The sequence below is a fragment of the Listeria grandensis FSL F6-0971 genome (assembly GCF_000525835.1).
Taxonomy (GTDB): Bacteria; Bacillota; Bacilli; order Lactobacillales; family Listeriaceae; genus Listeria_A; species Listeria_A grandensis.
Genome location: NZ_AODD01000001.1, coordinates 104,454 through 111,478 on the forward strand (window position 1 = coordinate 104,454; position 7,025 = coordinate 111,478).

The following is a 7,025-nucleotide window of genomic DNA, read 5'->3' on the forward strand; positions in this document are numbered from 1 at the left end:
TATTTATAATGGGGACAGAAGTTACTATTCTTTTTACCCGTTACTTGAGTTTTCGAGCTCAAAATTTTAACAACAAAGGGGGTGTATTCAGATGAAAAAATTAGAAGGTTCGTTTATTTTCTTATTTCTAATTCTTGTCGCGGTTGGTATCGCATTTGAGATGCTTTTCAGGTGGGAACTGCTCGTATTATTCGCGATCGGAATTTGTTTTTTATTTACGTCTCGCAAAGATGGGATTCCGAAAAAGAAAGCACGGACAAGACTTTTTATTGCCGCGGTGTTTATTTTAATCTCGGTTCTTTTGACAGCAACTTTTAAAATTGGTTTAGTTATTGCTGGGATTTTTGCGGTGTATTATTATGTGAGTCGCAAGCGTGCGCCGCAATTATTGATGGTGAAGACGAAGGAAACGGCGGAAAATACGAATCCGCGCAATACGTTTATTCGCAATCAGTGGTTCGGTAATCAACGGGTGCTAGATGTGGTATATGAATGGGATAATATCAACATTCAGACGGGCATTGGTGACACGATTATTGACCTTGGGAACACAGTTTTACCGACGGGTGAGAGCGTTGTTTTGATCCGGAGTTTTTCTGGGAAGATTCGCTTATTAGTACCATTTGATTTGGGGATTTGTCTGGAGCACTCTGCTATTTTTGGGCATTTGCAGTATGATAAGGAGAGTACGGTCGTACAAAATGATACGATTAAGCTTTATTCGGATAATTATGAGAAGGCGCCGCGCAAAGTGAAAATTATTACTTCGGTTGTGCTTGGTGATTTAGAGGTGATCAGACTATGACGTTTACACGCGCCTCGATGGCGACAACAACTGGTCTGTTACTGCTTGCTTCGCTTGGAACAACGGTGATCTATCAGTCTGGTGATAATATTTCATGGTATGACCTTTTGATTGGGAAGAAGATTTTTTACTTGCCATTTATCGTTTTTATCGTGTTGATGGCGATTTCGGTCGGACTTATCGTCGGAGCAGTGATTGGTTATATTATTAAACGGAAATTCGAAGCGATTGATTTTTCGCTGCGGCTTTTGGAACAGGGTGAGCTTGAGAAAAAGCCTGCGGATGAGGAGGAAATTTACGCCGAGATTCAGCAGGTTTACAAGCAAATTGAGCGATTACGTGATAAAATGAAGGCGCAGACGATGATGACGCAGGAGATCGCGAATGAACGTGCTGAGACGACGGGGCAATCAAAAGAAGCGATTTTAGCAGAGGAACGGCATCGGATTGCGCGCGAGTTGCATGATTCGGTGAGTCAGCAACTTTTTGCGGCGATGATGTTGCTTTCGGCGCTCAATGAACAAAGCGCGAAGAACGCGACGCCAACGATGCAGAAACAGCTGAAAATGGTCGAGTCGATTGTCAATGAATCGCAGTCCGAAATGCGTGCGCTGTTACTTCATTTACGCCCGATTCAGCTGGAAGGCAAGTCGCTTAAAACGGGAATCGAGCTGTTGTTGAAAGAATTGACGACGAAGCTTCCGATCCAAGTCGAATGGCAAATCGAGGATATTTCATTCCAAAAGGGAATCGAGGATCACTTGTTCCGCATCGTGCAAGAGCTGCTTTCCAATACGTTGCGCCATTCAAAGGCGAATTTGCTGGAAGTTCGGATGATCGTGATTGATAATTTGGTCGTTTTAAAAGTGGTCGATGATGGTATTGGCTTTGACATGAATAAAATGCGAGCCGGTTCATACGGTTTACAAAATATGCGTGAGCGAGTAGCTGAATTTGGCGGCTCGATTAAAATCATTAGTTTTCCTAAAAAGGGAACGAGTGTGGAGATTAAAATACCACTGGTGAAGAAAAAGGATGTGGACGACGAATGATAAAAGTGTTACTAGTTGATGATCATGAGATGGTGCGAATCGGTGTTTCTGCGTATCTTTCGGTGCAGGATGACATGGAAGTCGTTGGGGAAGCGGAGAACGGCCTCGAAGGCGTGAAGCTTGCGATGGAGTTGCGCCCGGATATTATTTTGATGGATTTAGTGATGGACGAAATGGACGGTATTGAGGCGACGCAGGAAATTATGCGTCAGTGGAAAACCGCGAAGATTATTATTGTGACGAGCTTTATTGATGACGAGAAGGTGTATCCTGCGCTTGAGGCGGGTGCGTCGAGTTATATGTTAAAAACGTCGACGGCAAGCGAGATTGCGGATGCCATTCGTGCTACATACGGCGGGGACTCTGTGCTGGAGCCAGAAGTGACTGGAAAAATGATGCAGCGTCTGACGGCTAAACCGGAGAAGAACCTGCACGATGATTTGACGAATCGGGAAAATGAGATTTTGCTATTGATTGCAGAAGGTAAGTCGAATCAGGAAATCGCGGACGAACTATTTATCACGCTCAAAACGGTGAAGACACATGTGAGTAATATTTTGTCGAAACTAGACGTGCAAGACCGGACGCAAGCGGCGATTTATGCGTTCAAACATGACCTTGTGGAGAAAGAGTAAAGGGGCGGATTTTTGCGATGAAAGAAGGATTTGCAGTTATTGGATTAGGACGCTTTGGCGGTAGCATTTGTAAATCGCTTGTGGAGCAAGGAATGGAAGTGCTGGCGATCGATTCGAGCGAGGAGCGTGTGAATGAGTTCATGTCGATTGCGACGCATGCGGTCATTTGTAATTCCACAGATGAGAATGCTTTGCGCCAACTGGGCATTCGGAATTTTGAACATGTGATTGTTTCGATTGGTGAGGATATTCAGTCTAGCATTTTGACGACGCTGATTTTAAAAGAGATGGGCGTGAAATACGTAACGGCGAAGGCGACGAATGATAAACATGCGAAGCTGCTCGACAAAATAGGCGCTGATCGGGTGGTTCATCCGGAGCGGGATATGGGACGCAGAATCGCGCATTACATTGTTTCTAAAAACATGCTGGATTATCTGGAGCTCTCAGATGAGTACAGCTTGGTCGAGATTTCTGTTTCCAATCGTCGTTTCCTTGGCAAAAGCCTCCACGAACTGGATTTCAGGAATACGTTTGGCGTGAATATTGTCGGGATTAAGCGCGATAAGCAGATGATTATTACGCCCGAAGCAACGGATGTCTTGCAGTCGAGCGATGTTTTGATCGTGATTGGTAGCGATGACGATATTGAGCGGCTTCAAGAGCAAATACAATAGGAATGAGAAGGCGGAGTATGTTGATATGCTAGCCTTTTTATTTTGTCTCGATGTCTGAATCTGAGAAAATGAGGGTAAAGGAAATACAGCTTTCAGAATAGATCATTATGTGATAAACTTTCTAAGTAATACGAAATTCGGATAGAAGAGGGGACAGCATAGAATGAAAAAAGTCATTTTGGCAAAAGTGGGAGTTAAAGGATTAATACATATGTTGCAGGTTTTTGTATTTGCAATCATTTGCGTTGCATTTCATACCTTGGTCATACCAAAATTCATTGGTTTAATGCCAATTGCGCTTCTGGTCGGGATTATTTCGATTCAACCAACAAGCGGATTCACAAAAAAAGCAATGTCGAAAATAGGTTTAATGTTTGCTTTTGCATGTATTATTGTGGGATTATCTTCGGCTTTTTTTGATAATAGTGTTTATGTTTATTTTGTAGTGATGATCATTGCGCTTCTCGTGATAAATTTCGTGATGCCTCAAAAATATATGGTTATGACAATGGCGATTGGGACGGCGCTCTTTTTCTTAGATACAACAGGTATGAGTGTTCCTTATTGGGTTGTGTTAATTATCGCGATGGTAGACGTTGCGCTCTTTTTTGTAGTGGTTCGGCTCGTTGTGCGGTTTATCCATATTCCAGTGGAGAAGACGATTCAAATGATGATGAAGCAAACGATGGGGCTTTTCCAGAAGGAACTGCATACCATTTTAACGAAAAAAGAGGCGGGTCATCCCAAACCGCTATACGGTATTTTCGTGCAGTCGCAGATGTTGATTCATGAATATACATCGGGGAAAAAGAAGGACCCGAAACATGCGGAGATTTATAAGGAGACGTTGGCATCTTATGTGCGAGTGTATTTTAGTTTAGTCACTATTTCGGGATTGGGCCATTATGCAGTGGGTCAGGCGTCACAGGAGGCACTTGTGACCATTGGAATCGATGACATTGTTGCCAGTTCGGATCATGACGCGATTTTGAATTTTCATATTGGTGAATTTGTGATGGGGATGCAGGCGATTCGGGGCAGCATTCTGGAACTAGAAGGGGGAGAGCGTGCATGAAGACAACTTTGAAAGAACGTTTAACATTAGATCCTCGTGTCGCTAAGGTGCTGCTTAGTTTGCTGATTTGTTTATGTTTGTATCCGTTTTTTGGTAAGTATATTATTTATCCTACGTATGTATTTAATGCGATTTATATCACGGCGCAGTTAACGAAAGGCGCGACGTATAAATCGAGCATGGAGCGGATTTTCGGGACAATTCTTGGTGGTGCGACTGGGGTTTTATTCTATTTCATTATGCCGGATAATCATTTCTTGATGATACCGATTGCGGCGGTGATTGCTGTGCTTTGGGGTTACCTTTTTGTTGGGAAATTCACGCCAGTTATCGCGGTTATCACCATCATGATTTTAGTCGGAAAAGGGGAGGGAGAGCCAGTTGTTTACGTGAACAATCGGATGTTCGATACGCTGATTGGTCTTGCTATAGCTTTCCTTGTCTATTCGCTTTATCCAAAAAAGAAATCAGAAATGAATCGTGTTTTTTATGATCACGCGAAGGTTTGTTTGGCTCAAATGGAGGAAGTTCGGGCGAAGTATCAGAACAAAGAGGAGATTCACGAGGACCTGCTTGCTGCATGGAAGGCATTGCAAGGCCTTAAACAGGAGCGGATGAATATTGTCAATGATAGCAGTTTTGTCCCGAAAATCGGGGATGCGGAGCCGATGCTTTTGTTGATACATGATTTAGAGCAAATGTTGCAAAATATGGAAGTGTTATATCACCATCCGACGACAGTGTTAGATGAAGTGGTCGCTTTTCATGAGCAGAAGTTGGAGGAAATGTATGTACGAACGAAGAAAGAGATTGTAACAATGTGAGAAAAGCACCGACAAATGAGCATCAATAAGAAAACAAGACTAGTTCCGAGATACAACCAGAAGAGTTGTTCGGAAACCTAGTCTTGTTTTGTGTTCGCTAGCCTGTTGTAGTTAAGCTGCTAGCTGTTTTCTTAGTTCATCAAGTCCATCGTGTTGACTACTTGGTAACTAGCGTCTAATGCTAGAATTTCGACTTTATCTGTGGCATTGGCGACTAATCCTGCAATGTTGCCGAGGTCATAATCAGTTGCGCCAGGCAGAAGGTTGATATTTTTCTTGATCGCTGCGGTGCCACCTTCTGGTGTGACACGTAGACGCACATGGGAAACGTTCGTACCAACTGTACCTGTAATCGCGGTGGTATCGCCAAACGTGTACGAGGCAGGCCCGGTTAACGTGTTATCCAATGCTGCGGCTGCTTTCACGGTTACCGTGAGCGTGTTGATGATATTATAGCCTTTGTCGAGCGCTACGATTTGTACGACGCCGGATGTATCTTTGACTAAACCAGAGATATCACCTAGGTTATAGGTGCCAGCACTTGGCGTTGCTTGGCGCACAACCGCCATGTTGTTCACATCGCTTCCTGTACGCAAACGAACAAAGGCTACGCCTGTACCCGTAGTACCAGTGACCGCTGTCTTATCGCCAACAGTGTACGATGCAGGACCGGTGAGTTTATTGTCGACGGTTGGTGCTTTCACCGTGACTTTGAGGGTTTTCACGATATTATACTTCGCGTCTACGCCTAAAATTTCGACGGTGCTTGTTGCATCTGTGACCAGTGTGGAAATATCACCGAGGTCATAATTACCGGCGGAGCGGGTTGCTTGACGGACAATCGTTCCTGTTGTTTGACCGGCAGGTGTGACGCGGAGGCGGACATACGCTATATTTGTACCGTATTCACCCTTGACCGCTGTTTTATCCCCAATCGTGTAGGTTGCTGGACCTGTTAGCTTGTTATCGAGCGTGTCTTTATTGATGGCTACAACGACCGTGTTGACTACGTTGTATTTCGCATCGACGGCAATGATTTCAAGTTTTTGTGTCGTGGCGTCGACGTACGTCGAGATATCACCCAGATTGTAGGCGTTGCTTGACGTCGTTGTGCTCACTTGTTTCTTGATCGTCACATCACCGCTCGCCCCTGTCACACGTAAACGAACATAGGTTACATTGGCGCCGTAAGTGCCGGTGATATTCGCTTTGCTACCAAGGTCATACGTTTCTGGCCCTGTCAAACTATAATCGAGAACGACTGCTGTGACGGTCTTGCTCGCACTCGACGTTTTGCTATTGCTTGCTTTGGTCACCGTTGCAGTTATCGTCGTATTGGCTAGTTGTTTCGCGATGGCTATTTGGTATTTACCATTCCCGTCCGTCGTGCCAGAAGCAAGGATTGTTGCGCCCTTTGTGATAACGACGGCGCTGTTTGGTTCGCCTGTTCCAGATACACTCGTGGAATTCGTGTTCAGCGCGTTAAGCGTCGTTGCCTTGATGCTGTTATCGACGACGTTGGTGCTCGCACTCGATGTTTTGCCATTGGCTGTCACGGTTGCTGTGATGGTAGCGCCTGCGGCTTGTTTGGCGATACTCAGCGAGTAGGTACCAGTGCTTGATACGCTACCAGAAGCGATTTGTGTCGCGCCATTCTTGATGACGATCGTCCCGTTCCGTTCGCCTGTTCCAGATACTAGGATCGAATCAGTGGTTAAGGCACCGATCGTCGTAGTAGCGATTGGTATCGTTTGTGTTGCCGTGGATGTTTTGCCATTGCTTGCTTTCGTCACGGTTGCCGTAATGGTAGAACCACCCGCTTGTTTCGTGATGTTGAACAAGAATTTGCCATCGCCCGCTACACTACCAGAAGCGATTTGCGTGTCGCCGTTTTTAATAACGATCGTTGCGTTCGGTTCCCCTGTTCCCGTTATCGTCGTGGAATTGCTTGTTAGAG

At 44.9% G+C, this 7,025-nt stretch carries 7 protein-coding genes; 6 read left to right on the forward strand and 1 reads right to left on the reverse strand.

What is annotated here, in order from left to right; genetic code table 11:
* Positions 1-91: 91 nt before the first annotated feature.
* The 6 genes from liaF to PGRAN_RS00515 all read left to right on the forward strand — a co-directional run bounded on the left by liaF (position 92) and on the right by PGRAN_RS00515 (position 5,068).
* The gene (gene liaF / locus PGRAN_RS00490) at positions 92-805 is read left to right on the forward strand and encodes a cell wall-active antibiotics response protein LiaF (protein WP_036064115.1); all 714 of its coding nucleotides are present in this window, start codon (positions 92-94) and stop codon (positions 803-805) included.
* Complete coding sequence (locus PGRAN_RS00495; protein WP_036064117.1) at positions 802-1,857, forward strand: sensor histidine kinase; 1,056 nt, start codon at positions 802-804, stop codon at positions 1,855-1,857. The genes liaF and PGRAN_RS00495 overlap by 4 nt, the downstream gene beginning before the upstream one ends.
* The gene (locus PGRAN_RS00500; protein ID WP_036064118.1) at positions 1,854-2,492 is read left to right on the forward strand and encodes a response regulator; all 639 of its coding nucleotides are present in this window, start codon (positions 1,854-1,856) and stop codon (positions 2,490-2,492) included. Before PGRAN_RS00495 ends, PGRAN_RS00500 begins: the two co-directional genes overlap by 4 nt.
* Before the next feature lie 17 nt (positions 2,493-2,509).
* Positions 2,510-3,169, forward strand: coding sequence for a potassium channel family protein (locus PGRAN_RS00505; protein WP_036064120.1), 660 nt, complete (start codon positions 2,510-2,512; stop codon positions 3,167-3,169).
* 163 nt (positions 3,170-3,332) lie between these two features.
* The gene (locus PGRAN_RS00510) at positions 3,333-4,244 is read left to right on the forward strand and encodes a hypothetical protein (protein ID WP_036064122.1); all 912 of its coding nucleotides are present in this window, start codon (positions 3,333-3,335) and stop codon (positions 4,242-4,244) included.
* A complete protein-coding gene (locus PGRAN_RS00515; RefSeq protein ID WP_036064123.1) occupies positions 4,241-5,068 on the forward strand; it encodes an FUSC family protein in 828 nt (275 codons plus the stop codon). The genes PGRAN_RS00510 and PGRAN_RS00515 overlap by 4 nt, the downstream gene beginning before the upstream one ends.
* 131 nt (positions 5,069-5,199) lie before the next feature.
* Here PGRAN_RS00515 and PGRAN_RS16695 read toward each other — a convergent pair.
* Positions 5,200-7,025, reverse strand: a 1,826-nt coding sequence (locus tag PGRAN_RS16695) for an Ig-like domain-containing protein (protein WP_036064126.1), incomplete at its 5' end; no start/stop codon positions are given.